At 72.1% G+C, this 22,059-nt stretch carries 22 protein-coding genes; 7 read left to right on the top strand and 15 right to left on the bottom strand.

The window, feature by feature from the left end:
• Positions 1-41: 41 nt before the first annotated feature.
• The 6 genes from ACIF8S_RS04235 to ACIF8S_RS04210 form a co-directional block, all read right to left on the bottom strand.
• A complete protein-coding gene (locus ACIF8S_RS04235) occupies positions 42-1,076 on the bottom strand; it encodes a glycoside hydrolase family 6 protein (protein ID WP_399997211.1) in 1,035 nt (344 codons plus the stop codon).
• 453 nt (positions 1,077-1,529) lie between these two features.
• Positions 1,530-2,213 (bottom strand): class F sortase, encoded by a 684-nt coding sequence (locus tag ACIF8S_RS04230; RefSeq protein ID WP_399997209.1) that lies wholly within the window; start codon positions 2,211-2,213, stop codon positions 1,530-1,532.
• A gap of 17 nt (positions 2,214-2,230) precedes the next feature.
• Complete coding sequence (locus ACIF8S_RS04225) at positions 2,231-2,839, bottom strand: hypothetical protein (protein WP_399997208.1); 609 nt, start codon at positions 2,837-2,839, stop codon at positions 2,231-2,233.
• Positions 2,840-2,985: 146 nt separating this feature from the next.
• Positions 2,986-3,765 (bottom strand): HAD-IIA family hydrolase, encoded by a 780-nt coding sequence (locus tag ACIF8S_RS04220; protein ID WP_024885439.1) that lies wholly within the window; start codon positions 3,763-3,765, stop codon positions 2,986-2,988.
• 93 nt (positions 3,766-3,858) lie between these two features.
• A complete protein-coding gene (locus ACIF8S_RS04215) occupies positions 3,859-4,551 on the bottom strand; it encodes an LPXTG cell wall anchor domain-containing protein (RefSeq protein WP_399997206.1) in 693 nt (230 codons plus the stop codon).
• 296 nt (positions 4,552-4,847) lie between these two features.
• Positions 4,848-5,936, bottom strand: coding sequence for an ROK family protein (locus ACIF8S_RS04210; RefSeq protein ID WP_399997791.1), 1,089 nt, complete (start codon positions 5,934-5,936; stop codon positions 4,848-4,850).
• A 103-nt stretch (positions 5,937-6,039) separates the two neighbouring features.
• Between ACIF8S_RS04210 and ACIF8S_RS04205 the strand changes: the two genes are divergently transcribed.
• Positions 6,040-7,116, top strand: a complete 1,077-nt coding sequence (locus ACIF8S_RS04205) for a Gfo/Idh/MocA family oxidoreductase (RefSeq protein WP_399997205.1) — start codon at positions 6,040-6,042, stop codon at positions 7,114-7,116.
• Positions 7,113-7,604 (top strand): heme-degrading domain-containing protein, encoded by a 492-nt coding sequence (locus tag ACIF8S_RS04200; RefSeq protein ID WP_349792549.1) that lies wholly within the window; start codon positions 7,113-7,115, stop codon positions 7,602-7,604. The genes ACIF8S_RS04205 and ACIF8S_RS04200 overlap by 4 nt, the downstream gene beginning before the upstream one ends.
• A 103-nt stretch (positions 7,605-7,707) precedes the next feature.
• Here ACIF8S_RS04200 and ACIF8S_RS04195 read toward each other — a convergent pair whose 3' ends face one another.
• The 4 genes from ACIF8S_RS04195 to ACIF8S_RS04180 all read right to left on the bottom strand — a co-directional run bounded on the left by ACIF8S_RS04195 (position 7,708) and on the right by ACIF8S_RS04180 (position 10,569).
• Positions 7,708-8,565: a fumarylacetoacetate hydrolase family protein gene (locus ACIF8S_RS04195; protein ID WP_399997204.1), complete on the bottom strand. Its 858-nt coding sequence runs from the start codon at positions 8,563-8,565 to the stop codon at positions 7,708-7,710.
• A gap of 160 nt (positions 8,566-8,725) precedes the next feature.
• Complete coding sequence (locus ACIF8S_RS04190) at positions 8,726-9,460, bottom strand: YidC/Oxa1 family membrane protein insertase (protein WP_399997203.1); 735 nt, start codon at positions 9,458-9,460, stop codon at positions 8,726-8,728.
• Positions 9,461-9,617: 157 nt separating this feature from the next.
• Complete coding sequence (locus ACIF8S_RS04185; protein ID WP_399997202.1) at positions 9,618-9,965, bottom strand: DUF6412 domain-containing protein; 348 nt, start codon at positions 9,963-9,965, stop codon at positions 9,618-9,620.
• Positions 9,966-10,038: 73 nt separating this feature from the next.
• Positions 10,039-10,569, bottom strand: a complete 531-nt coding sequence (locus tag ACIF8S_RS04180; RefSeq protein WP_349792542.1) for a helix-turn-helix domain-containing protein — start codon at positions 10,567-10,569, stop codon at positions 10,039-10,041.
• A 150-nt stretch (positions 10,570-10,719) separates the two neighbouring features.
• Here ACIF8S_RS04180 and ACIF8S_RS04175 point away from each other — a divergent pair, with 150 nt between their 5' ends.
• Positions 10,720-12,138, top strand: a complete 1,419-nt coding sequence (locus ACIF8S_RS04175; protein ID WP_399997201.1) for an MFS transporter — start codon at positions 10,720-10,722, stop codon at positions 12,136-12,138.
• A gap of 62 nt (positions 12,139-12,200) precedes the next feature.
• Positions 12,201-13,217 (top strand): SEC-C domain-containing protein, encoded by a 1,017-nt coding sequence (locus ACIF8S_RS04170; RefSeq protein ID WP_399997199.1) that lies wholly within the window; start codon positions 12,201-12,203, stop codon positions 13,215-13,217.
• A 144-nt stretch (positions 13,218-13,361) separates the two neighbouring features.
• Here ACIF8S_RS04170 and ACIF8S_RS04165 read toward each other — a convergent pair whose 3' ends face one another.
• Complete coding sequence (locus ACIF8S_RS04165; protein ID WP_399997197.1) at positions 13,362-14,195, bottom strand: alpha/beta fold hydrolase; 834 nt, start codon at positions 14,193-14,195, stop codon at positions 13,362-13,364.
• A 234-nt stretch (positions 14,196-14,429) separates the two neighbouring features.
• On the bottom strand, positions 14,430-14,795 hold the full coding sequence (locus ACIF8S_RS04160) for an iron chaperone (protein ID WP_399997195.1): 366 nt from the start codon (positions 14,793-14,795) through the stop codon (positions 14,430-14,432).
• A gap of 127 nt (positions 14,796-14,922) precedes the next feature.
• Between ACIF8S_RS04160 and ACIF8S_RS04155 the strand changes: the two genes are divergently transcribed.
• From ACIF8S_RS04155 to ACIF8S_RS04145, 3 genes are read left to right on the top strand one after another with little or no spacing between them, the layout of a single operon-like run.
• Positions 14,923-15,345 carry a very short patch repair endonuclease gene (locus ACIF8S_RS04155; protein WP_399997193.1) on the top strand — a complete coding sequence of 141 codons (423 nt, stop codon included), beginning with the start codon at positions 14,923-14,925 and terminating at the stop codon, positions 15,343-15,345.
• A gap of 22 nt (positions 15,346-15,367) precedes the next feature.
• Positions 15,368-16,405: a DNA cytosine methyltransferase gene (locus ACIF8S_RS04150; protein ID WP_399997192.1), complete on the top strand. Its 1,038-nt coding sequence runs from the start codon at positions 15,368-15,370 to the stop codon at positions 16,403-16,405.
• Positions 16,402-17,931: a DNA cytosine methyltransferase gene (locus ACIF8S_RS04145; protein ID WP_399997191.1), complete on the top strand. Its 1,530-nt coding sequence runs from the start codon at positions 16,402-16,404 to the stop codon at positions 17,929-17,931. Before ACIF8S_RS04150 ends, ACIF8S_RS04145 begins: the two co-directional genes overlap by 4 nt.
• Positions 17,932-17,943: 12 nt before the next feature.
• Here the strand turns inward: ACIF8S_RS04145 and ACIF8S_RS04140 are convergent, their stop codons facing one another.
• The 3 genes from ACIF8S_RS04140 to ACIF8S_RS04130 are packed head-to-tail and all read right to left on the bottom strand — an operon-like array spanning position 17,944 to position 22,048.
• Entirely contained in the window at positions 17,944-18,819 is an 876-nt protein-coding gene (locus tag ACIF8S_RS04140) for a DUF6339 family protein (RefSeq protein ID WP_252537077.1), read from the bottom strand.
• Positions 18,816-19,811, bottom strand: coding sequence for a hypothetical protein (locus tag ACIF8S_RS04135; protein WP_399997189.1), 996 nt, complete (start codon positions 19,809-19,811; stop codon positions 18,816-18,818). Before ACIF8S_RS04135 ends, ACIF8S_RS04140 begins: the two co-directional genes overlap by 4 nt.
• Positions 19,808-22,048, bottom strand: a complete 2,241-nt coding sequence (locus ACIF8S_RS04130; RefSeq protein WP_399997188.1) for a helix-turn-helix domain-containing protein — start codon at positions 22,046-22,048, stop codon at positions 19,808-19,810. Before ACIF8S_RS04130 ends, ACIF8S_RS04135 begins: the two co-directional genes overlap by 4 nt.
• Positions 22,049-22,059: the final 11 nt, after the last annotated feature.

The raw sequence follows: 22,059 nt of genomic DNA, 5'->3' as shown, positions 1-22,059 counted from the left end.
CACGGCGCCCCTCTCGCGTCCCGTTCCCGCCGGGCGGCCGGTCAGCCGGCCGATCCGCGGGCCAGGGCCAGCGCGTAGTCGGCCCACCACTGGCCGGCCTTCGGCCCGCCCTTGCACTCGCCGTCCGACTCCCCCGGGCGCTTGATCCACAGGTAGGCGTCGACGAGCGGGTCGGCCGTCCGGGTCGTCGGGGTCTCGCCGAGCGCCCGGCCGGGCGGGTTGCACCAGCGTTCGTCCGCGTCGCCCTCGGTGTAGGGGCCGTTGCCGTTGCGGCTGGTGTCGACGACGAAGGGCTTGCCGCCGACCTTGGCGGACAGCTCCTTGCCGTAGGCGATGGAGTCCTCGGTGGTGTAGAAGTTCGACACGTTCACCGCGAAACCGTCGGCCTGCTCGATGCCCGCCTGCTTCAGCGGCTCGAAGATCTGGTCGGGGTTGCCCCAGCCGGCGTTGCCGGCGTCCAGGTACACCGTGGTGTTCTTCAGGGCCTTGAGCTGGGCGACGGCCCCCTTGAGGAGGTCGTACCGCTCCTCGTGGAACTCCTCCGGGGTGCAGCCGTCCACCAGGTGCAGCACCGCGTCCGGTTCGAGCACCACCGTCGCCGGCCGGTCCCCGATGCCCTTGGCCACCGCGCCGACGAACTCCCGGTAGGCGTCGCCGTCCTCGGCGCCGCCCTGCGAGTACTGGCCGCAGTCGCGGTGCGGGATGTTGTAGAGGACCAGGACCGCCCGCCGGCCGACCTTGTCGGCGTTCTCGGTGAGCTCGCGGGTCTGCTCCTCGGGCTTCTCCGGGCTGATCCACTCCGCCACGGGCTGCTCGGCTATCTTGCGGAGCTGCTCGGCCTCCGCGTTCCTGCCGTCGTGCCGCAGTTCGGCCACCTTGCGCGCCGCGAGACCGTCCGGGTTGACCCAGAAGGGAGCCGCCTCCTTGGGCTGCTGCGTGACGGCCCGCGGCGCCTCCGCCTCGCCCTCCTTGCCGTCACCCCCGGAGGAACATCCCGCGAGCAGCAGTGCCGCCCCCAGCACCGCTGCCGACGCCCGCCCTCCGGCGAACGCCCCGACCCCCCTGCTGCCGTACATCCAACCCCCCTTGGGTGCACTCGTTCCACGTCTTCCGGGCCCCAATCCTGGCACACGTCCCCAGACGTCAGGACGGCCGAGTCCGCCTTGTCCACGGCCTGTTACAGCGGGCCCCGGCCGGGCGGGCCGCCGCGGTGCCGGGGGCGTGCGGATCCTCGGCCACCTGCGTCGATCACGGAAAGCGACCGGTCCGGGACTTGACGTGGAGCGACCCCTGGGCCGGGCCGGGCTTTCCCTCTAGAGTCGGGGGCACCGGCCGGCCGGTGTCCCCGGCCGGTGCTCCCGTGCGCCTTGTCCGGCCTCCCGCGCGTCCCGCCGGGTCACTCCCGCGGCCCGTGCTCCGCGCGGTGGAGGACCGGCCCGGTCGGCGGCCCCCGGGGAGCGGGTCGTCGACCGGGCCGTGCGCCCGCGCCGCCGCGGGCGCTCAGGCGTGGGGCGCGTCCCCCTGGGCGTTCACGCGTCGGTGAGGTACGCCGAGACGACCACGTTCGCCGAGTAGGCGCCGGTCGTGCGGTCGTAGGTGCCGCCGCAGGTGATCAGCCGCAGCTCGGCGCGCCCCTCGTGGCGCGGACCGTACGCCTGGCTCGCGTCGAAGCCGTCCCGGTCGAGCACGCGGACGTCCTCGACGGTGAACTCGGCGACCGTGCCGTCCGCGCGGGCCACCCGGATCTCCTGCCCGGGCTCCAGCGTGTCCAGGCGGTGGAAGACGGCGGGCCGGGTGTCGGTGTCGACGTGCCCCACCATCAGCGCGGTGCCCACCGCGCCCGGGGCCACCCCGTCCGCGTACCAGCCGACCTCGCCCGCCCGCTCCGGCGGGGGCGGCTCCGGGGCGCCGCGCTCGTCCAGGCCCCGGGCGACGACCGGGGCGCGCAGCTGAAGGCCGGGGATGTCGAGGGTGAGGGGCTCGGCGGCCTTCAGCGGCCGGTGCACGGTGGGCAGGTCGAACAGCGGCGGGCGTCCGGCCGCCGCCATGTCGCCGGTGGCCGGTCCGGCCGTCCCGGCGGGCACCTCGGTCAGTCCGCGGCCCCACAGCCACAGCCCGAGCAGCAGCACCACCCAGACCACGCCGGCGGGCAGCCGCCGCCGTACGCGCCCCAGGCCCGTCGCGGTCGTCTCCACGTCGTCCCCGTCCGTCACGCCGCGCATGGTCCCGGTCAACCCGTCCCCCTGCCGCGCCGGGCCTGCCGGCGGGCCCGGCGGTGGACGGTGAGGGCGGCGGTCCCGGCCAGCGCCAGCGCGACCACCGTCTGCGCGGTGCCGGGCCCGTGCCGCTCGCGGTCGGCGGCGACGGCGCGCGCGGTCCCGCCGCCCCCGGCGTTCACGGGGGCCACGGGCGAAGGGTGGGTCTGCGGGGTCCGGGTCTGCGGGGCGCGGGTCTGCGAGGTCTGCGGGCCTTGGGCGGCCGGAAGTGCCGGTTCACCGGCGGCAGCCGGGGGCGGGGTGACCTTGAGGGCCGCCTTGCGTTCGGTGCCGTCGCAGGCGTACGTCACCGCGTACGTCCCGGCGGTGAGGGTGGACCGTACGCGGCTGTCGCCGGCGAGTCCGTCGCCGGTGCGGGTGAGGCGGGCCTCGGACACCAGCGCGGGGGACCGCGCGACCGCCTCGCGTGCGTCGCACCCGGTCACCCTGAGAGCGATGTCACTGCCGGGGGCGGGAGCCGCGGGGGTCACCGAGAGACCCCCGCCGTCCGCCGCCCAGGCCGTCGGACCGAGCGCGGTGACGGCCAGGACACTCGCGCACAGAGCGAGTCGCCGCTTACCCATCGTGAACCTCCAGACACTTCGGAGGTTCCCCCGCGCGCTGCGGCCCCGCACCCCCTGACGCCCCGCACTGCGCCGTGCGGGTGAACGGGGAGGTGCGGAGGCGGGCGTACGGGGTCGCGGCGCGGACGCCCTGCGGAGGCCGGGGGTCAGACGAGGTCGACGATGTCCGCGATGGAGTCGACGACCTTCGACGGCCGGTACGGGAAGTTCTCCACCTGCTCCGGCCGGGTCAGCCCGGTGAGCACGAGGAACGTCTTCATGCCGGCCTCGATGCCCGCGAGCACGTCGGTGTCCATGCGGTCACCGATCATCGCGCTGCTCTCCGAGTGCGCCCCGATGGTGTTCAGCCCGGTGCGCATCATCAGCGGGTTGGGCTTGCCCGCGAAGTACGGCTGCCTGCCGGTCGCCTTGGTGATGAGCGCGGCCACCGCGCCGGTCGCCGGGAGCGGGCCCTCGGTGGAGGGGCCGGTCTCGTCGGGGTTGGTGCAGATGAAGCGGGCGCCGGCGTTGATCAGCCGCACGGCCTTGGTCATCGCCTCGAACGAGTACGTCCGGGTCTCGCCGAGGACCACGTAGTCGGGGTCGTGGTCGGTGAGGATGTAACCGATGTCGTGCAGCGCGGTGGTCAGCCCGGCCTCGCCGATGACGTACGCCGACCCGCCCGGCCGCTGGTCGTCGAGGAACTTGGCGGTGGCCAGGGCGGACGTCCAGATGTTCTCGATCGGCACCTCCAGGCCCAGCCGGCGCAGCCGGGCGTGCAGGTCGCGCGGGGTGTAGATCGAGTTGTTGGTGAGCACCAGGAAGGGCCGCCCGGACTCGCGCAGCTTCTTGATGAAGGAGTCGGCGCCGGGGATCGGCACACCCTCGTGGATCAGCACCCCGTCCATGTCGGTGAGCCAGGACTCGATGGGCTTGCGGTCTGCCATGTGCGGGATCTCCTGCCGTACGCGGTCCTGCCGTGCGTCCCAGCCTAAACAGACCCGGATCATGAGGGAACGGGCGCTCCGGGGGCGGGGTGCTCAGCCGCGGCGCCGCCGGGCGAACAGCACCGCCAGGGCACCGGTGAGGACGGCCCCGGCGGCGAGGGCGAGGACCTGGGGGCCGGTGCCGGTCCCGGCCAGTTCCTCGGCGAGGGAGAAGCCGTCGGGTCCGGGGGCGCCGTCGATGCGGAAGCGGTAGTCGTCGGACTGCCCGACCCAGTCGCCGTCGCCGTCCCTGCGCTGGACGACGGCGGCGGTGGCGGTGACGTGGTTCGGCACGGCGTCGGAGGTGACGGCGAGGCGCACCTTGACGGTGAGGGTGGCGCGGGGGCCGACGGTGAAGCCGGGGAACCGCTCCGCGTCGTCGGCGAAGGCCCCGACGAGTTCGTCCGCGTCGGTCGCCTCGAACCGCACGGGGTGCGGCCGGCCGGCGGGGTCGTAGAACTCCAGCCGGGGCTGGGAGGGCTTGAGCTTCCGCTCCTCGTCGACGAGCACGACGACGGGGTGCACGCCGGTGCAGGTACGCCCGGTGGTGTTGCTCAGCTCCAGCTCCCACCCCCCGAACCCGCCCCCGGCGTCGTACGCCTCGGGTCCGCCTCGGATGTGTGCGGTGAGCGGGAAGCCGCGGTCCCCCGCGCCCGCACACCCGGGAAGCCCCACCTGCTCCACACCGGCGCCCCCGACCCCCCACACCACAACTCCCGCCACCACACCCAGCACCACGAATCCCATAACGCCCCAATCTCCCCCGAACCCCCGGGCGGTGCCACCGCTATTCGGGGCCCTGGGCGAGCCGCAGGCACCCGCGCCACTGGGGCGGCAGCGCTCCGCGCAAGTCGCGGGCAGTCGTGCCGCTGGGGCGATGGGGGCACCTCCCGCTCGAGCGAAGCCGAGAGTAGGGGAGGGTGGGCGCGACGGCACCCCGCACGCGCCGGGCCGCGCAACCACCCCCCGGCACACACCCGCGCCGGGCACCTACCAAGTCGCCGGGACTGAACACCCCCCGTCCACACAAGCCCGTGCAGCAACTACCCCTCCTGCCCGAACACCGGCGCCAACACCAACTCCGCCGCCCCCACGGCGACAAGCCCTTCTCCGGGCACCCCCCGCACGGCCACACTCTCCTCCCCCGTCCGAGCAGCCCGCGCCTCCAGCACCCCCCGCACACCGGACACGAACACGTCCGGCGCCCCCTCCACCGTCCGCCCGCCCAACAGCACCCTGTCGATGTCCAGCAGCCCCACCAGATTCGCCGCCCCGGTCCCCAGCACCCGCGCCGCCTCCGCCGTCTCCCCCCGCGCCACGGCCGCCAGGCACAACGCCTCCACGCACCCCCGCTCCCCGCACCCGCACGGCGGCCCGTCCAGCTGCACCACCTGGTGCCCGAACTCCCCCGCCCCGGTCCGCGGCCCCCGGTGCACGCTCCCGCCGATCACCAGCCCGGCCCCCAGCCCCGTACCGAGGTGCAGGTAGGCGAACGAGCCGCCCTCGCCCCCGACCGCCAGCCCGAGCGCCACCGCGTTGGTGTCCTTGTCGACCACGACGGACACACCCCCCAGCCGCTCGGACAGCGCGTCCCGCAGCGGAAACCCGTCCCACTCCGGGAACCCGGTCACCCGGTGCAGCACCCCCCGCCGATGATCGAGCGGCCCGGGCAACGCGACCCCGACCCCCAGGAGCGCGCCGCTCCGCGCGACCTCCGCCGCCAGCTCCTCCACCACCGACGCGACCCGCCCCAGCACGGCCTCCGCCCCGGCCCCCAGGTCCAGCGGCACGCGCCGCCGCGCGACCACCGTCCCGTCGAGGTCGGCCAGCACGGCCCGCAGTTCGTCGCGGTCCAGGTGCACGCCCACCGCGTGCCCGGCCTCCGGGACCAGCCGCAGCACCATGCGCGGCTTGCCGCCCGTGGACGCGCGGCGCCCGGCCTCCGCGGCGAGGCCCTCCTCCCGCAGCCGGGCGGTTATCTTGCTGACCGCCTGCGGGGTGAGCCCGGTGCGCTCGGCGAGCTCCAGCCGGCTGATGCCCTCCGCCCCCGCCGTGCGCAGCAGGTCGAGCACGAGCGCGGTGTTGTGGCTGCGCAGCGCGAGCAGGTTCGCCCCGCCGTTCGCCCCGCGCATCCCTGAGCCGTTCGCGCCCCGCAGGCCGGCGCCGTACGTCCTGTTCACCTGCCCATTGTGGCGCGCCCTTGCACTTTGGCAACAGCGTTGCGAAAGTAGGACCATGACTGGCACTCCCCTCCGCGTCGGCCTCGTGGGCTACGGCCTCGCGGGTTCCGTGTTCCACGCCCCGCTGATCACCGCGACCCAGGGCCTCGCGCTCGACACGGTCGTCACCTCGAACCCGGAGCGTCAGGCGCAGGCCCGCGCCGCGTTCCCGGAAGTGACGGTCGCCGCCTCGGCGGACGAGCTGTGGGCGCGCGCGGACGAACTGGACCTGGTCGTCGTCGCGTCGCCGAACAAGACGCACGTCCCGCTCGCCACCGCCGCGCTGGAGGCCGGTCTGCCGGTCGTCGTGGACAAGCCCGTCGCGGGCGCGGCGGCGGAGGCCCGCACGCTCGCCGCCCTCGCCGAGAAGCGCGGCCTGCTCCTGTCCGTGTTCCAGAACCGCCGCTGGGACAACGACTTCCTCACCCTGCGCCGGCTGATCGCCGACGGCGAGCTGGGCGAGGTGTACCGCTTCGAGTCGCGTTTCGAGCGCTGGCGCCCGCAGCTCAAGGGCGGCTGGCGGGAGTCCGGCGACCCGGCGGAGGTCGGCGGTCTGCTGTACGACCTCGGCAGCCATGTCGTCGACCAGGCCCTGGTCCTCTTCGGCCCGGTGACCTCCGTGTACGCCGAGACGGACGTCCGCCGTGAGGGCGCGCGGACCGACGACGACACGTTCCTGGCGCTGACCCACGAGAGCGGGGTCCGCTCGCACCTGTACGTCTCCGCGACCACCGCCCAGCTCGGCCCGCGCTTCCGCGTCCTCGGCTCGAGGGCCGGTTACGTCAAGCACGGCCTGGACCCGCAGGAGGCGGCCCTGCGCGACGGCCTGCGCCCGGGCACCGACGACACCGAGTGGGGCGCGGAACCGGAGGAGCTGTGGGGCCGTGTCGGCTCCGGCGAGTCCCCGGTGACCGGCGGCGGCAGCCCCGTACGGACGCTGCCGGGCGACTATCCCGCCTACTACGCGGCCGTGGCGCGGGCGTTGCTCGCCGACGGCCCCAACCCGGTGACCGCGCTGGAGGCGGCGGCGGCCCTCGACGTCCTTGAGGCGGCGCGCCGTTCGGCCGCCGAGAAGGTGACGGTGACCCTGTGACCACCCCGAAGCAGTCCCCCGAGCTCACGCCGACGGTGGAGGAGCTGGAGGCGCAGGAACGGCGCCTGGTGTTCCGGCAGTTCACCCACGAGGACGCCTGGGCGCTCGGCTCCCTGCTGGTGGAGCTGGCGCGCGAGCGGCAGGCGCCGGTCGCGGTCGACATCCACCGCGCCGGGCAGCAGCTCTTCCACGCCGCGCTGCCGGGCTCCACGCCCGACAACGACGCGTGGATCGCCCGCAAGCGCCGGGTGGTGGAGCGTTACGGCTCCGCGTCGTACCTGGTGGGGGCGCGGTTCCGGGCGAAGGGCACGACGTTCGAGGAGTCGTCCCGCCTCGATCCGGACACCTACGCGGCCCATGGCGGCTCCTTCCCGGTCACCGTCGAGGGTGTCGGCGTCGTCGGCGCGGTGACGGTCTCGGGTCTGCCCCAACTCCAGGACCACCGCATGGTGGTGGAGGCACTGGAACTCTTCCTGTCACGGGCGTAGCCCGGGTCACCTCACCCGGCCAGGAGGAGCAGGAGGACGACGAGGGCCGCGACCGCCGCCGGTGCGCGGCGACGTGACGCGGCCCTCGTCCGTCACCGGCGCCTCACGCCCGCGCCAGCACCTGCCGTTGCCGGCCCAGCCCCGTGACCTCCAGTTCGACCACGTCGCCCGGCCTCAGGTACGGCTTCGGCTCGGGCCGGCCCATCGCCACCCCGGCCGGGGTGCCGGTGTTGACGACGTCGCCCGGGTACAGGGTCATGAACTGGCTGACGTACCGCACGACCTCCCCGACGGGGAAGATCTGCTCCGCCGTCGTGCCGTCCTGCTTCAGCTCGCCGTTGACCCACAGCCGCAGGGAGAGGGCCTGCGGGTCGGGCACCTCGTCGGCGGTGACCAGCCACGGCCCGAGCGGGTTGAACGTCTCGCAGTTCTTGCCCTTGTCCCAGGTGCCGCCCCGCTCGATCTGGAACTCCCGCTCGGAGACGTCGTGGGCGACGGCGTACCCGGCGACGTGCGCGAGTCCCGCCTCAGCCGACTCCAGGTAGCGCGCGGTGCGTCCGATCACGACCGCCAGCTCGACCTCCCAGTCGGTCTTCGCGGACCCGCGCGGGATCAGCACCGTGTCGTCCGGGCCGACGACGGTGTCCGGTGCCTTGAAGAAGATCACCGGCTCGGCGGGCGGCTCGGCGCCGGTCTCGCGGGCGTGGTCGTGGTAGTTCAGCCCGATGCACACGATCTTGCCGATCCGCGCGAGCGGCGGCCCGATCCGCGGTGCCGCCCCGGCGAGCACGGGCAGCGCGCCGGCGTCGGCGGCGGCTTTGATCCGGCCGAGGGCCTCCGCGTCGGCCAGCAGCGTCCCGTCGATGTCGGCGACGAGTCCCGTCAGGTCCCGCAGGGTGCCGTCTGCGTCGAGCAGCGCGGGCCGCTCCTGTCCCGGCGTACCGACTCGCAGCAGCTTCATGGTCACGTCTCCCTCACTCGCGGGCGCCCGCCCGACGGGGAACGACCGGTGCGGCGGGCGCGGCCGTCGGAGGACCGGCCGATCCTCCAGGCCGGGCGCTCCACCGCGCAAGACCCGGTTCACGTACTGGACCGCGCCCGTGCCGTCGCCGTCGCGCGGCTCACCGGTACAGCACGGACCGTTCGACCACGCTCCACGTGGTGGAGGTGACCACGTACAGGGCGGCGGCCAGCGGGACGACGGCGACGGTGACCAGGGTGAAGAACGACATGAACGGCATCACCCTCATGACCCCGCCCATGGCGGCGGCGCCCGGCACCCGCGGGTCCGCGCCGCCCGTCCCCGTGCCCGCCGTCGCCGCCGAGGCCTCCGTCATCCGGCGGGAGAGCCGGTAGCTGAAGTACGCGACGACCGCGACGACCGCGAAGAGGCCGAGGTACACGAGCCCGGCCCCGCCGACCATCCCGCCGTCGCCGAGCGCGTCCGCCCACCGGTGGCCGAGGGGGGCGTCGAGCAGCCGGTGGCCGAGGAGTTCGTTGGGCTCGCCGCCGATCGTGCCGTTGGAGAAGAGGTGGTAGAGCAGGAAGAACGCCGGGAGCTGGAGCAGGCTGGGCAGGCAGCCGGACAGCGGGGACACCTTCTCCTCGGCGTGCAGTTCCATCACGGCCTTCTGCAGCTTCTCGGGGTTCTTGCCGTGCTTGCGGCGCAGTTCGGCGAGGCGCGGCTGGAGCGCGGCCCGCGCCTTCTGGCCCCGCGCGGCGGCCCGGGACAGGGGGTGGACGAGGAGCCGTACCAGGGCGGTGAAGGCGATGATCGCGGCGGCCGCGGCGGACGGGCCGAACAGCGGCTGGAGCAGGTCGGCGATGTGCCCGACCAGGCTGGCGAAGACGGACATGGGTGAGCCCTCCGTGGGTCTCGTCGTGCCGGGGGTCCCGGCGCGGCGGACGGCCGGGACGGGATCGGGAAGGTCGGCATGACGACCCGCGCGCGGGCGTTGCGGAACGGAGGGATCGGTGGGAGAGATGCCCTGCGAGGTCCCCTACGGGGATGCCCTACGCGGCGGTCGCCGGGAGGGCGTGTCCGGGCGCTCGGGGGCGGGTGCGCCCCTTGGCGTCGGGATCCCGCTGAGGGAGGAAGGCGGTACGCCGGTCGCGGTCGCGCAGGGCGGTGCGTACCCGGGTGGGCGGCACGGCGGGCGCGGAGCGGGCGGCGATCACGGTGCACGCGGTGAGGGCGGCGCCGGCCGCGGCGGTCGCGGCGAGGGTGACGTGGACCAGGGAGAGTCCGCCGTCGGGGGCCGGGGTCAGCAGCAGGGCGACCTGGAGCAGCGGGAAGAGCAGGGCGAGGAGGGTGCGCGCGGAGCGCGTGGCCGGCCGTCCGGCGGTCGTGTGCCGCGTCATGTGCCGTGCCCCCCTCTCCGCCTCGTGATGCATGGTGCACCGCATTGTGCCAGCTCCCGCCGTAGGGCGGGGATCAGGCCGCCGGGTCGGTCTCCACGGGCTGCAGCAGCCGCTTGGGCTTGAGCAGTGCCCGGCTGACCGGGTCCGCCGGGTCGCGGCCGAGGTCCGGCCCCGGTACCACTTCGACGTCCGGCACGGCCACGACGGTTCCGCAGGCGGGGCAGTCGCTGTACGGCCCGAGCTCGGTGCCGCACGCGGCGTGCCGGAAGATCCGCAGCTGTTGCTTGGTGAGCTGCTCGCGCCCCCAGAGCCCGAGGGCGCGCAGGGTGGGCCACAGGGCGATGCCGCGGTCGGTGAGGACGTACTCGTCGCGGGGCGGGGACTCCTGGTAGCGGCGCTTCTCGAGGATGCCCTGGGCGGTCAGTGCCTGGAGGCGGGAGGCGAGGACCGCGCGCGGGATGCCGAGGTGGACGAGGAAGTCGTTGTAGCGCCGCACGCCGTAGAAGGCGTCGCGGATGACGAGCAGCGTCCAGCGTTCGCCGATGACTTCCAGGGCGCTCGCGATGGAGCACTCCTGCGTCGCGTAGTCCTTGCCCAGTGCCATGCCGTCCACTGTAACCACTTTTACGTTTGTTGGTTCATTGACTGAACTGACCGGTGCTACCGTGGGGGAACCTCAGTAGGTTCAATGAACGAACCTACCCGCCTCCATCACCCGCCAACCGTCACCGATCCCGCAGAGGACCCCGACGACATGACCGCCACCCCCGCCTCCGCCGCGCGGGCGCAGGACACCACCCCGCGCACCGCCGTCCCCGGGTCCGCGCCCGCCGCCGGATCGCCCCCGCGCCCGGGCGCCACGCTGGCCCTGACGAGCGCCGCCACCGCCGTGGCGCTGATGACGTACACCGCGCCGATCGTGACGCTCCCCGCCACCGCGGCCGCCCTGCACACCCCGCTGTCCGCGCAGGCCTGGCTGCTCAACGGCACCCCGCTGGGCCTCGCCGCCCTGCTGCTGGTGGCCGGCAGCCTCGCCGACGACTACGGCCGCCGCCGGATCTTCGTCTGGGGCACCCTGGCGCTCGGCGTCACCACCGCCCTCGGCGCCCTGGCCGGCTCGACCTGGCTGTTCACCCTGGCCCGCATCGCCCAGGGCGGGGCCAGCGCGGCCCTGCTGGCGAGCAGCCTCGGCCTGATCGTGCACGCCTTCCCGACGGCCGCCGGCCGGCTGCGGGCGACGGGCGTGTGGGGGGCGTTCGTCACCGGGGGCATCGCGGTCGGCCCGCTGCTCGCCGCGGCGATACCCGAGTGGCGCGCGGTCTACGGCGTCCTCGGCGCCGCCGCCGTGGTGATCGCCTTCCTCGGCAGCCGGACGCTCACCGAGTCACGCTCCGCGCGCGGCGGCCGGCCCGACTTCGCCGGAGCCGCGACCTTCGGCCCGGCGCTGGTCGCCCTGGTCGCGGCCCTCACCCTGGGCCGGGACGGCTGGCTGCGGGCGCCGGTGCTGCTGCTGTTCGGGGCGGCGGTCGTGCTGCTCGCCGCGTTCGCCCTGGTGGAGCGCCGTACGGCGACCCCGATGATCGACCTGTCGCTGCTGCGCCACCGCGGTTTCCTCGCCTCCTCCGTCGGCGGTCTGTTCACGGGACTGTCGGTGATCGGCCTGTTCAGCTTCCTGCCGGCGGTGCTCCAGCGGCAGCTCGGCATGTCCGCGATGCAGACGGCCCTGCTGTCCCTGCTGTGGGCGGGCCTCGCCTTCCTCGTCGCGCTCCAGGCCCGCCGCCTGGCCGGACGGATCCCGACCCGCGTCCAGCTGGCCATCGCCTTCGCCCTGCACGCCGTGGGTGTGATCACCATGCTCGGCGCGATCGACGCGGGCTCCACGGCCCGTTTCGTCCCGGGCATGATCATCGCCGGCGTCGGCAGCGGCCTGCTGAACGCGGCGCTGCCGCTGCTCGCCGTCGAGTCGGTCCCGGCCGCCCGGGCGGCGATGGGCTCCGGCGCCCAGCAGACCCTGCGCTACATCGGCTCGTGCGCCGGCGTCTCCCTCGTCATCGCGATCGCGACGTCGTCGGGCGGCGGCCCGGCCCGGGGCACGGACATCGCGATGGTGGTCTCCGCGGTGCTGGCGCTGGTCGCGGCGGTGGGCGTGCTGGCGCTGCGGGAACGGTCGTAGGACGGTCCCCGAGGGTCGTCGGGCCCTCACTTCTGTCACCGGTCGGCAGTACCGTGTCCCCCATGCGCCCCGACACGCCTGCCGAAAACGTCGACCACACCACCGAGGCCGCCCGCCTGGAGCGGTTCGCCGACCGCTACCCCGAGGACGCGGAGGCCCTGCTCCTGCGGGCCGCCGCCCACCGGGAGCTGTCCGGCGACCGCCCCGCCGCGACCGCCCTCTACGACCGCCTGCTGGCCTCGGGCGCCGGCCTGGACAACCCGTACCTGGTCCGCGCCCTGAAGGCCTCCAACCTGTGGGAGTACGGCCACGAGGCGGAGGCCCGCGCGATCATCGACGGCATCCGCACCGCCGCTCCGCGCGACGCCGCCCCCTGGGTGATCGTCGCGGAGGCGCTGGAGGCGCACGACGAACTGCAGCAGGCGCACGAGACGTTCACCGAGGCGGTCCGGCTGCTGCTGACCGACGTGCCGGAGCCCCCGCGCGCCACGCACCCGCTGCTCCTCGGACGGCACCGGGTGCGCAGGATGCTCGGCGCCCCGCACGACGAGTGGGACGCGGTGGCGGACTCCGTGCACACCCACGCCATCGGCCTGGACGAGCTGCACGACCCCAAGCGCGTGTGGTCCCTGGGCTCGGAGAACCCGGCGGAGCTGGAGGCGGAGATCCTGCGGCTGCGCGCCGAACTGGGCGCGTACCGGGAGGCGTTGTCCCGCCCGTTCCCGGTGGCGGTGCTGCACTGGCCGGCCGGTGAACTGGCCGAGCTGACGGAGGCGTACCCGGACCTCGCGGAGGAGTACCCGTCCCACGAGGCACACCTGGCGACGATAGAGGCGGCCCTGCGCGAACTGGCCGCCTCCGGCACACCGAACCTGGGCATCGTCAGGGGCACGGTCCCATCGTACGAGGCGTTCGCCGCCTCGGAGCTGGCCTCCCCCGCCGACCCGGCGCTGCTCCCCCAGTACGCGACCACGCTGGCGGCGCGGGGCCGCGCGGTGGCGTGGCCGCCGGAGCGCGTGGAGGCGTGCTGGTGCGGGTCGGGGCGGACGTACGGGGAGTGCCACGGACCGGCGCTCTGACGCACGGTGCTCTGACGCACGTCGCTCTGACGCACGCGTAACGGTGCGCCCGCCCGCCGGTTGGTCCGGCGGGCGGGCGCACCGCTGCGTTCGCCGGTCCGTCCGTCCCTGCTTGCGTCCCTCTTTGCGTCCCTACTTGCGTCCCTACTTGGCGAGGAAGCCGAGGAGGGCGTCGGTGACCTCCTGGGCGTGGGTCCACAGCAGGCCGTGCGGGGCGCCCTCGATGACGACGTACTCGGCGTCGGGCAGGGCCCGGTGGAAGGGCTCGCCGGTGGCCTCGATGGGGAGGATGCGGTCGGCGGTGCCGTGCAGGATCAGCGCGGGGACGTCGACCTTCTCGATGTCGGTGCGGAAGTCGGTCGTCCAGGTCGAGACGCTGGCGAGCGAGGCGTACCACGAGGCGCCGGCGGCGATGTTCCAGCTGTTGCGCAGGGCCTCCTCGCTGATGCGGGTGCCGAGGTTCTCGTCCAGGTTGTAGAAGTCCTGGTAGAAGGCCGTGAAGTAGGCGTACCGGTCGCCGGTGACGGCCTGCTTGATGCCTTCGAAGACGGCGCCGTCGACACCCGTGGGGTTGTCGTCGGTCTTGAGCAGGTACGGCTCGAGGGAGGCGAGGAACGCGGCCTTGGCGACCCGCTCCGAGCCGTAGGTGCCGAGGTAGCGGCCGACCTCGCCGGTGCCCATGGAGAACCCGACGAGGACCGCGTCGCGCAGGTCGAGGGTCTCCATGACGGTGTTCAGGTCGGCGGCGAAGGTGTCGTAGTCGTAGCCGGTGGCGGGCTGGCTGGACCGGCCGAACCCGCGGCGGTCGTAGGTGATGACCCGGTAGCCGGCGGCGAGCAGGGCGGCGGACTGCTTCTCCCAGGAGTGACCGTCGAGCGGGTACCCGTGGATCAGCACGACCGGCTGCCCGGTGCCGTGGTCCTCGTAGTAGAGGTCGATGGAGGCGGAGTTCTCCTGGCCGACGGTGATGAACGGCATGGCACTGCCCTTCCGTTGAGGTCCGGTGTGCGGTGAGCACTGATGTAGAAGATAGTGCGCCATTGAGTTGTGCGCAACTAGATGGTGCACAACTCAAACGGCGGGATTGTCCCGCCGCCGGGCGGTTGCCGAAGGTTGCAGCCGACGCGCCTCACGTAGATCGGTGGACGTATGGCTGGTCCGCGAGGGCGGGAAGGGAGGAGAAAGGGGGGCGCTGCGCTGCCTGTCTGCCGGTCAGCACACGGCGCCGGGCGCGGACGCCGTGGCCCGCAGCAGGTCCCGCACGAGGCCGAGGTCGACGTTCTCCGGCTTACGGAAGCGCAGGCAGCCCTTGCCCATGTCCCGGCCGGCCAGCCGCTCGGCGAAGACGTCACGGACATCGGGGCGCATGAGGTAGACGGAGAGGTACTGCTTCTGACTGGCGAAGGCGATCTCCGCGACTCCGCCGCGCTCGTACGCGGGCATGCCGCAGGCCATGACCTCGGTGAAGCCCGGAAGCTCGGCCCGGCACAGCTCACGCAGCCGCGTCAGGACGACGTTGCGGTCGTCGGGGACCTCGGCGAGGTACGTGTCCACGTCGGGGGCGCTGCTTCGCACCATGGGGGGAGCTTATGCCGGGCCGGGGCGGTTGGCCCTCGTTCATGACCACCCCACACCGTCACCCCTGCGCCGGCAGAATGCTGGTGTGTCCGGTGTCGTTCCGTCCTCCCCCAGCGTCTCCGCCCGCATGAGTCGGCAGAACCGCCGCGACACCGCGCCCGAGGTGGCGGTCCGGCGGCTCCTGCACGCGGGGGGCCTGCGATACCGGGTGAACGTGCCCGTGCCCGGAATGCCCCGGCGCACGATCGACATCGTCTTCCCCAAGGCCAAGGTCGCGGTGTTTCTCGACGGCTGCTTCTGGCACGGATGCCCGCAGCACGCGACCAGCCCTAAGGCCAATGCCGAGTGGTGGCGGACCAAGCTCGACAAGAACATGGCGCGTGACGCCGAGACGACCGAGCACCTGACCCATGAGGGGTGGACCGTCCTCCGCTTCTGGGAGCACGAGCCGCCCGACGAGGTGGCAGCGGTAGTGGGGGCCACGGTGACGCTCGAGAAGCGGGGCAGGGGAAGCCCGGACGAGCGTGCGGCATCGCCGAATCGTCTGTGACGCGGGGTGAAAGAGGGGGACCATGACCGAGCGACTGATGTTCGTGGACGTTTGCGCGGGTGCGGGCGGTCTGGCATCAGGGCTGGAGAGCGCCGGGTTCTCACCGGCGCTGTTGCTCGACAACAAGAGTCAGGCCTGCGAGACCTTGCTGGCCAATCGGCCGGAGTGGAATGTCGTCTGCGAAGACCTGATCGACTTTCTTCCGGAGGAGCACCCGGAGGTTCTGGACGTCGACCTGCTCTCCGCGGGTCTCCCCCGGGTGAAGGCTTCGGCAGCGGTGGGGCGTGGGGACAGCGAGCCGGAACTACGACTGCTCAAAGCCGCGGTCTACCTCGTCCACGCGGTCCAGCCACGTGCCGTGCTGCTGGAGAACCTGCCCGCCCTGGTGGACTCACCCGTGTACGCGGACGTCCGCTCTTTCGTCGAGGACGAGTTGACGCATCTCGGCTACGGCTGCCACTGGTTCGTGCTGAACGCGGCCGACTTCGGCGTCCCGCAGGAGCGGCTGCAGGGCGTCCTCGTGGCGCTCAAGGGACCGTGGTTCCGCGCCTTCAGTCCGCCGCAACGGACGGTGAGCGAAATCGTCTCGGTCGGCCAGGCGCTGCGCCACTCGATGGGCGCTCGAGGCTGGCCCGAGGTTGATGCCTGGGCAGACCAGGCACGCTCCGTGGCGCCGACCGTTGTGGGGGGCTCGGACAACCGAGGCGGCCCGGACCTCGGCCCGAGCGGGACCAAACGGGCCTGGGCGCGGATGGGGGTCAACGCCGGCGCGTTCGCCGACGAGGTGCCGGGGCCGGACTACGTGTGGCCGCGTTCAAACGACGTGACCGAGATGTTGAAGATCACGGTGGACCAGGCGGCAATACTCCAGGCGTTCCCGCCTGAATGGCGGATCACAGGACGGAAGACAGCTCGGTACCGACAGATCGGACACGCGACTCCTCCGCCTGTAGGCAGAGCGCTCGGCGGCGCCATCTCGGCCGCGCTCCGGTCGCCGGCAGACGGACCGGCAAAGGGTGGAATGGCACCCCCGATCGCCGGCTACACTTCAAGCCCATGAGTCACATCGAGAAGGCACCACCCCCACCTGCGGGTTTCCGCATCTTGGACCTGTTCGCGGGGCCGGGTGGACTGGATGTGGCAGCGGATGTCCTGGGACATCGGGTCACGGGCATCGAGTGGGACGACGACGCATGCGCGACCCGCGAGGCCGCAGGGATGGACACCTTCCACGGCGACGTGCGGAAGTACAGCGCATCACTCTTCCCTCACGCGCAGGTGCTGACGGGAGGACCGCCCTGCCAGACCTTCACAGTGGCCGGCCACGGGGCCGGTCGCAGGGCCTTGGACGATGTCTTGGGATACATCGAGCGGCTGCACGCCGTCGTACGGAAGGACGGAGCGGGGTGGGCAGAGATCTCCCGCACCTGGCGGGAGATCACCGAGGAGCTCGGGGAGAAGGCGGCCAAGGCTGAGCAGATCAAGGCTGAGAAGCGCGAGGTCGACGCTCTCCGTGCCGTTGAACGCAAGGTCATCAAGAAGAGCCTCCAGGAGGGTGGCCGCTCCCAGGAGAGGATCGATCGTGTCCTGAAGGCACTCAGGGCCTCAAGAGACCTTGCTCCCGAGGACGCGGACCTCCACGACTTGGTCGCGCAGTACAACTCCCTGGGGGTCGTGCTGGAGAGTCTGAAGGCCGAACTCGAAAAACTGGGCGATGAGCGGACGGGGCTTGTCCTCCAACCGCTCTGGTGGGTGATCGAGCGGTGTCGGTGCCCAGGACTGAAGCCCTTCGAGGCCGTGATTCTCGAGCAGGTTCCCGCTGTCATGCCGGTGTGGGAGAGATACACCACGGTGCTCGCCACCTTGGGCTATCGCACAAGGACGCAGCTGATGTACACAGAGGCGTTCGGGGTCCCGCAGACCCGCAAACGCGCGGTGCTCATGGCCCGGTTCGGCGAGACCGACATTCCCCCGGTGGCCGAAACCCATGAGCGCTACCGTCCTCGGACCCTTGCCACTCGGACGTCGACGGGGGAGGGCACCCAGCTCTGGGCCCCCGAGACCGTCGTCGACACGACGCCGAAGAAGGCCTGGGTGTCCATGGAGACGGCTCTCAAGAAGGCACGAAGTATCGCGCCCGATCTACCGGACCGGCCGGCTTTCACCGTGATCTCGAACTACGGAACCGGCGGCGACCCCGGTGCGCGCGGCGAACGCGACCACGATGCGCCGTCCGCGACGGTCACTGGCAAGGTGTCCCGGAACCGGCTGGTCCACAAGGACACGAAGGAGGAGCTCCCGGAAGAGTGCGCCCGGTTCACCTTCGCGGAAGCCGGAGTGCTCCAGACTTTCCCCGTCGCATACCCCTGGAGCGGCAAGGACCAGCCTCAGCAGATCGGCAACGCCGTACCGCCGCTGCTCGCCCTTCACGTGCTGCGCCACGTCCTCGAACCCGAACTGTCGGATGAACAGGCGCGCGCCAGGCTGGAGCAGGCCGTCGCGGATCTTGAAGCCTGGCAGCCCGGCGAGCGCGTGAAGGCACGCGAGTACGGGGAGTGGGAGGGCCACCCACTCACGGGCAAGTGACCCTCGTTCACCTCAGTCCTGCGGTACCCGTCCCCTGACCGGTGCCGTTTGGAAGAGGTTGACGAAGTGCTCGGTGAGCTTCTCCACCGATGTCTCCGGCACGGACTCCTCATCGGGTCCGATGGGCAAATCGTGGCGGGGCACGGGCGGTGCGGACTCGGCCTCCGCGATCCACTGGCGCAGTGCCCGCGGGTCGCGTGGCTCGTCCCCGGCGAACGCGTCGTAGATCAAGGTGGCGCCTGCGGTGTTGATCGCCGTGATCAACCCGTTGATCTCCCGACCGGTCCCGGCGATCCCTCGTTCCAGAATGCGCACCAACGCCTGAGCCGTTGGCCGATGGTCCACCAGGCTCAGACGCAGAGCGTTGTGAATGAGGTCCTGGTTGGAGCAGGCCTTCACCACCGGCATGTAGTCCGCGCCGTTGCGGAACATCTCCGCCGCCCACCACAACCGCGAGAAGCACTGACGGTCCGGAGCACCTTTGAACCGAGCCGGGTTGATGCGCGGAATCTTCCCCTCCGGCGCGGTCGCGGGGTGTCTCCAGGCCACGTAGTCAGGCGCGACGGCCAGGGCGAGATGGTTCCAGATCCTCTTGTCCGCGGCTTCCCTCCGGGTAAGGCGGAGTGTCGCGTGCAACCGGGGCGCCAGCCAGCCGTCGGCGTCCGTCCGGTTGCCCTTGAACTGGAACATCGCGTCGTCCACGAGGTCCCTCAAGGGCTCTACCTCCCACCGGGCGTCGCCCTCCGGCAGGGGCTCGACGACCTTGGCCAGGTCGACACCGCCGTGGCCCTGCACTCCCCTGAGGAGATCCTCGGTGAGGAACGGGTCGGCAGCGGCTCCGGACAGCAGGCCGAGTCGCTCGGGAACGTGATGCGGCCTCTCGATCACTTGCTGTCCTCTCGGTTCATCTGCTGCAGCGCGCGCAGGGCGTTGGCGACCGCCTTGCTCGCACCCGCGCGACGTACGGCCGCGTAGTGGACGCGGGTCTGAAGTTCCACCCAGCCCGCGTCATCGGTCCGCCGCCGATGGACTCGGCGCAGTGCCTCCTCGACGTGCAGCCCGGGCGCCACGTCGGGAAGCATCTCGCGGAGGACCTCGCCCCTCCAGTCGGTGGGGAAGACCGGCGAACCATCCGGTTCGACCTCCAGATCGCCCACGGCACTGTGGAACACCGCCGTCCAGACATCTGTGGCCATCTGGGACAACAGAAGCTCGTGAATCTTGTTCTCGATCCCCCCGCCGTTGCCGCCGAGGAGATCCGAGAAGCCTTCGACATCCGTATTGATCATTACCATTGGCAGTCGACCCGAGGCATCGATCACCCAAGGGACGTCGGCGTAGGGGCGCAGCCACTCTCTCGCGCTCTTGGAGAAACTGGCCTGCTTCACGTCCAGCCGCAGACCACCCAGCGGTTCCTCGGCGACCACGTCGACGGTCCAGTCCGCGTCGGTCTCGGTGATCGACCGCCCCTCCACGCCGTCGACGGTGGCGACGGCGTAGGCGGCGAGACTCGCACGTCCCACATGGTCGTCGCGAAGCACCTCGATCTGGCCGGACCACTCCTTGCTGTCCGGAGCGTCCTGCCGCAGCTCCACGGTGGTCCGGAGATTGGTGTCTCCGTCGGTGAGCACCGCCAGGACCCTCAGGCCGCTCCACGGGGCGTCGGTATCGGTGGCGCCGGGGGGCAGAGTGGCGGAGATGCCGATCCTGGCCGAAACCCAGTCCTCGTGCTGGGCCACGCCAAGAGCCACTGTCCGCTGCGGCACCGAGTATGCGGAGGTGTCCAGAGCGTCGAAGGTGCCGTCGGGCAGCTTGAGCGTCGCCGACGTCACCCGGAGGATGATCGGGCGATTGAGTCGCTTGTACGGGTAGAACTTCATGCCTCACTCCCCTGCGCACCGGCACGGAGTTCGAGAACGAGCCGTGTGAACTCACTGCGTACCGGGTGGCTGGTGACGTCGGTGAAGCCCCTGAAGACGGCTCGGCGGGCGTGCGGTGTGAAGCGGAGCGCACCGGCCTCGACCTCGCATCCGTCCACGGCGACCAACTCGGCCCAATCGAGCTTCGGCCGACTGCCGGACCGGACGTCGAGCAGGACCACCGGGCTCATCGCCGGCAGTTCCTCGGATCGCGGCAGTTTCACCTCCGCGGTGATCCTCCACTCCCCGGCGTCGCCGATCTCGGCGGACAGCGCGTCCAGCTCCGGCAGTGCCGGCCCGGATGGCCGCTTGGCAGCGGTGGCCTTGCGCTGCACCGTGAGTTTCTTACGCAGTTTGGCGTTCTCCTGCGACCCGGCGCTCCTCGGCCGGACCACCAAGTCCTTCACCGCAGCGTTGACCTCGGTGGTCAACCTGGAGATCCGATAGTGAGCGGTGTGCGACCAACGCAGGGTCAGCTCCTCGGTCTGACCCCAGCGGTCGTGCTCGGGCGGTTCCGCCGCGCGCAGGAACTCCTCCGCCTCCGCCGCGAAGGGCGCCGACTCCCCGGCGGCGTGTCCTACCAGGAGCACCGCTTGGAAGTTGTTGACGCCCAGGGGCAACCCACTGACGCCGCTCTTCTTGACGGTCATGCGGTTGCCGCGCAACGAGTGGACCTGGTTCGGTACTCCGTCCTTGTCCTCTGCCTCCGTGACCAGCAGAATCCCTTGGTGGACGCCGAGCGTGCCCCGGCGTCCTCCGGCGAGGGGCAGACGAAGCGGCACGTTGCGGAGCGCCACCTGGCCGGCCTGGGTGAGCCGGTCCACCGTCGTCCCCTCGTAGAAGGCCCGCAGCGCACGCGTGCGTGAGGGTTGCGTCTCGCCGGGATCGACCTTTTCCTCCGGGATGACGACTTCGCCGTTGCGCAGTGTCCGCACGGACGTTTCCAACAGTGGGAGCCTGCTGCCCCCTCCGGTCATGGCCGCCCAGAAGTCCCGGCCCAGCGCCTCGACCAGGCGACGGTGCATGACGGTGATGTCACGGGTCCCGTCGTCCTCGCTGCCGCCACTTTCCTCGTCGTCGACGGCCGCGTCATCCTTTTCCGACGCGAGGCTCGCCACGTCGTGGGCGCCGACGATGAGGAAGGACGTTCCCGGCTCGTCGCTGTCGCGGGTGAGGTGAAGTCGTTCGACCGTCTCCGTGTCGGCCCACCACGAGCGGACCACCTCCGCGCCGGGCGTCTCGGGATCGGGGCGCCCCAACCAGGCGGGACCCGCGCACTCGCGGCCGTCGACGGAGCGCCACGGAAGTTCCAGTCGTCCGATGACACGGCGTTCGGTGCGGCCCTCGTGGGGAACGGACAACGTGGAGTTGATCAGGACCAAGCCGAGCGCGCTGGTCGCCCAGAGCGTCGCCTTACCGAGGCCATACGAACCACCCGCGCTGCTACCGGACTTGAGACTCTCCAACTGCCGGCGCACGACAGCCGCGAACTTGCCGTCGTCGTAGTCGTCGCCGGTGAGACCGGAAGCGTTGTAGTCGTCCACGCGCAGAAGGATCAGGCGGCCCTTCTCGAACATGTCCCGCACACCGGCGTCCACGACCCGCCCGACCTTCTGATCGGCGGCGGACTCCGAGACCGCCAGGTAGTGAGGATGCAGTTCGTCCCAGAGGATCGCGGCGCGGAACGCTTCCAATGCCTCGCCGGTCAGCTCATGGATGGTGTAGCGCACGCGTACCGGACGCCCGTTCTCCACGAGCCGCTCGTCAAGACTGTTCTGACAGGTCTCCCGCGCGAGCACCTGGACATCCGCGTCGAACGCGAAGGCAGCGGCGTTGCCGCCGTCACGTCCGCCGTCCGGATAACCGGGTCGGTGGTACCAGGTGACGGGAAGACCCGCCTGTGTGTCGGTGGTCCGCATGTGCACTGTGCCCAGATCCGTGCCGAGCGCCTCGGCGATCTCGCCCATGACGGTCGGCCGCGGAACCGAGCGCTTGGTGATCCACGCCGAGACAGCGGCTCGGGTCAGCCCCAGTTCCTCCGCCAGCTCCGCCTGCGTCTTGCCCGCAATCTTGAGCTGACGGGCCAACCAGGGCCCGAACTCCTCACCGGCCTCCATGTGGCCTCCCGTTCTTCGCCGTTGTCGTTGTGCCCGTGGCCGTGGACAGGCTAATTTGACGCCACGCGGAACGTCAATCAACTCTTGACGCG

Source organism: Streptomyces sp. NPDC085937 (assembly GCF_044540535.1).
GTDB lineage: Bacteria > Actinomycetota > Actinomycetes > Streptomycetales > Streptomycetaceae > Streptomyces.
Note: the sequence above shows the minus strand (reverse complement) of the source record. Positions and strands in the feature narration are given on the sequence as shown.

Bases quoted from the DNA above. Each gene is read 5' to 3' on its own strand.
- ACIF8S_RS04235 (WP_399997211.1), bottom strand. From the start codon at position 1,076: ATGTACGGCAGCAGGGGGGTCGGGGCGTTCGCCGGAGGGCGGGCGTCG.
- ACIF8S_RS04225 (WP_399997208.1), bottom strand. From the start codon at position 2,839: ATGGGTAAGCGGCGACTCGCTCTGTGCGCGAGTGTCCTGGCCGTCACC.
- ACIF8S_RS04220 (WP_024885439.1), bottom strand. From the start codon at position 3,765: ATGGCAGACCGCAAGCCCATCGAGTCCTGGCTCACCGACATGGACGGG.
- ACIF8S_RS04215 (WP_399997206.1), bottom strand. From the start codon at position 4,551: ATGGGATTCGTGGTGCTGGGTGTGGTGGCGGGAGTTGTGGTGTGGGGG.
- ACIF8S_RS04210 (WP_399997791.1), bottom strand. From the start codon at position 5,936: ATGCGCGGGGCGAACGGCGGGGCGAACCTGCTCGCGCTGCGCAGCCAC.
- ACIF8S_RS04205 (WP_399997205.1), top strand. From the start codon at position 6,040: ATGACTGGCACTCCCCTCCGCGTCGGCCTCGTGGGCTACGGCCTCGCG.
- ACIF8S_RS04195 (WP_399997204.1), bottom strand. From the start codon at position 8,565: ATGAAGCTGCTGCGAGTCGGTACGCCGGGACAGGAGCGGCCCGCGCTG.
- ACIF8S_RS04190 (WP_399997203.1), bottom strand. From the start codon at position 9,460: ATGTCCGTCTTCGCCAGCCTGGTCGGGCACATCGCCGACCTGCTCCAG.
- ACIF8S_RS04185 (WP_399997202.1), bottom strand. From the start codon at position 9,965: ATGACGCGGCACACGACCGCCGGACGGCCGGCCACGCGCTCCGCGCGC.
- ACIF8S_RS04180 (WP_349792542.1), bottom strand. From the start codon at position 10,569: ATGGCACTGGGCAAGGACTACGCGACGCAGGAGTGCTCCATCGCGAGC.
- ACIF8S_RS04175 (WP_399997201.1), top strand. From the start codon at position 10,720: ATGACCGCCACCCCCGCCTCCGCCGCGCGGGCGCAGGACACCACCCCG.
- ACIF8S_RS04170 (WP_399997199.1), top strand. From the start codon at position 12,201: ATGCGCCCCGACACGCCTGCCGAAAACGTCGACCACACCACCGAGGCC.
- ACIF8S_RS04165 (WP_399997197.1), bottom strand. From the start codon at position 14,195: ATGCCGTTCATCACCGTCGGCCAGGAGAACTCCGCCTCCATCGACCTC.
- ACIF8S_RS04160 (WP_399997195.1), bottom strand. From the start codon at position 14,795: ATGGTGCGAAGCAGCGCCCCCGACGTGGACACGTACCTCGCCGAGGTC.
- ACIF8S_RS04155 (WP_399997193.1), top strand. From the start codon at position 14,923: ATGAGTCGGCAGAACCGCCGCGACACCGCGCCCGAGGTGGCGGTCCGG.
- ACIF8S_RS04150 (WP_399997192.1), top strand. From the start codon at position 15,368: ATGACCGAGCGACTGATGTTCGTGGACGTTTGCGCGGGTGCGGGCGGT.
- ACIF8S_RS04145 (WP_399997191.1), top strand. From the start codon at position 16,402: ATGAGTCACATCGAGAAGGCACCACCCCCACCTGCGGGTTTCCGCATC.
- ACIF8S_RS04135 (WP_399997189.1), bottom strand. From the start codon at position 19,811: ATGAAGTTCTACCCGTACAAGCGACTCAATCGCCCGATCATCCTCCGG.